Annotated in this window: 1 protein-coding gene; it reads right to left on the bottom strand. The window is 46.1% G+C overall.

The genetic code is table 11. From position 1 onward, the window contains the following. On the bottom strand, positions 1–2463 hold a 2463-nt coding region (locus CXF81_RS00310; RefSeq protein ID WP_101179107.1), incomplete at both ends, for a TonB-dependent siderophore receptor.

Below are 2463 nucleotides of genomic sequence, written 5' to 3'. Positions count from 1 at the left end.
GTAATATTACCATAAAGGAAACGGCCATCTAAGCTGTATGGCGAGTAGGCTGTATATGGGAATATCTGGCTAAAGTTTGAATAGCCAATGTTGTCTACAGTTGCCTGCGGATATTGGTCAAACAGATTATTTGCACCTACAGCAAACTGCCAGTGTTTGTCTGCTTGGTATGCTATTTCTAGGTCGGTTATCCACTTCGCATTCAGATATTCATCGCGAGCAGCGGTTGTTGAAATATCAGCAACTTCACCATAACGAGTGGTGCGCAATGTGGTTTGCCATTGGTTAACGCTCCAAACAGCAGATAAGTTCCATTTGCTATCAGGTGTGCCTTCTTCAAAACGACCCACTTCACGACGTGCAAATACCACGTATTCATCACCTAGTGAGTTAAGTTGCGCCGGGTTGTCGTCGATATGCGTTACTTCGGTATCGTTGAAGTTAGCAGCCGCGTTTAAGCGCACGTCGCCCAGATTATTTAGCGCAAGTGAATAGGTAGCAACGATATCGACGCCTTGGGTGCGTGAATCAATAGCATTGGTAAAGTAACGCACACTTTCAGTATTTAACTCGCCAGCGTTTGCTAAAATTTGCTGCACGGCTGGGCCTGTTAAATTTTCCGACAACACAACACGGTCATCAATATCAATACGATATGCATCAACTGTCAAACTAAAACTATCTTGAGTGTAGATAAAGCCCGCAGTGATGTTTACCGAGTCTTCTGCGTCTAATTTTTTAGCACCCAGTGCTTTAGCTGAAGGCGCATCGGTCGGGAACAAACCGACTTCAAACGGTTGGTTATTTTCAAGTACCGTTGAAATTTGGCGATAGGAGGTTTGCGCAAGCGAGGGCGCGCGGAAACCTGTGCTAATAGCACCGCGAAGTGATAGGTTATCGGTAATGCTGTAACGCGTTGCCAATTTTGAATTAAACGTGTCTCCAAAGTCGCTATAATCTTCGTAGCGACTTGCAAAAACAAGATTCCAATTTTCAGTAAAGTACGCGTCAAATTCAGCAAATACGGAAATATTATGTCGACTTTTATCCGTTACACTTTCTGGCCCAAATCCTGAAAGCACCTGTGCACCTCCGGCCGAAACGGGATTACCGTTAGTATCTACAGCGGTGATGTAAGATGCTTCTTCGCCTTGTTCAATTTTGTAACTTTCACGACGGTACTCAGCACCAATGGTAAAAAATACGTCGTCGGGCAGGCCTAAATCTAAGCCTGTATTTGCATCTGCATTGACTATCCATTGGTCATAAATCAAGGCACCGTTATCAAATTCAGTTTGACTGCTATCACCTAGTGAGGTGTTTACACTATTAACCACGCCCAAGGCAAAATCGTTTTGGCCATAGTTAGTGCTTACATCCCACGTCCAGTCACTTGTTTCGCCTTCCAAACCTAGCGCTAATGAATAGTCCTCTACGTCGGTTTCAATTTGCGGTAAGAAACCGTTTGGATAAAGCGACTCTACGTTACGGCTGTCTTTTGCGCGGCGATAAAAACCAGCTGAGTTGCCCTCACGTTTTGAATAGCTAGCAAAAGAATACAGGTTCAGGCCATCGTCTAAATCGTAGCCCAGATTGTAAAAAAGTGCGTAGTCTTCTAAGCCGGCTTTGCCAAAACGATGATTATAGCGATTAAAGGTGAATTCGCGTGGGTCCAAGCTGCCGTTGTCTAAGCGGTTGTATTGTTCGCGAGGGTCAAAGCCAGAGCGTTGAGTCGCATCGTTGTCACGATACTCAATTGATACATTTACGAAGCCTTTATCGCTAAGCGAGAAACCAGAATTAGCACTAATTGTCCGCGTGCTACCATCGTTTACTTCACGATCACCGCCTACATCAAAGGCAAGGTCACCGTTTGTATCTGCATAGGCGCCTTCTAAGTTAGGTGCGCCGGCCATTTGGCTGTCATATTGACCATAAGTCACACTAATGCTGCCACCTTCGGCGGCATCTTTTAATACAATATTAATTACACCGGCAATCGCGTCAGAGCCATACTGCGCGGCGGCGCCGTCACGTAGTACTTCCACACGCTTAATTGCGGAGGTGGGGATCATGTTTAAGTCAACAGATGTGGAACCACGGCCAACCACACCGGCAAGATTTAAAAGTGCACCTGAGTGACGGCGCTTACCATTAATAAGTACTAAAGTGTGATCGGGCGCTAGACCGCGTAAAACAGCTGGGCGGGCATGGTCAGTTCCGTCAGCAATCGTCGCGCTGGGGTAGTTAAAGCTGGGTATTTGGTTGGCAAGTACTTGGCTGATTTCAAGCTGGCCTGTGCTGGCCATATCGGCACTGGTAATGATATCAACAGGGACCGTACTTTCGGCAATACTGCGCAGATTACGGCGCGTACCAGTCACTGAAATGACTTCAATATTTTCTTCTGCTTGTGTACCTTTCTCTGCAACATTAGCCTGCGAGTAAGGAGTGCTAAGTGCG

The sequence above is a fragment of the Glaciecola sp. 33A genome (assembly GCF_002836745.1).
Lineage (GTDB): Bacteria > Pseudomonadota > Gammaproteobacteria > Enterobacterales > Alteromonadaceae > Glaciecola.
This window is presented reverse-complemented; position numbering and strand designations above follow the sequence as displayed.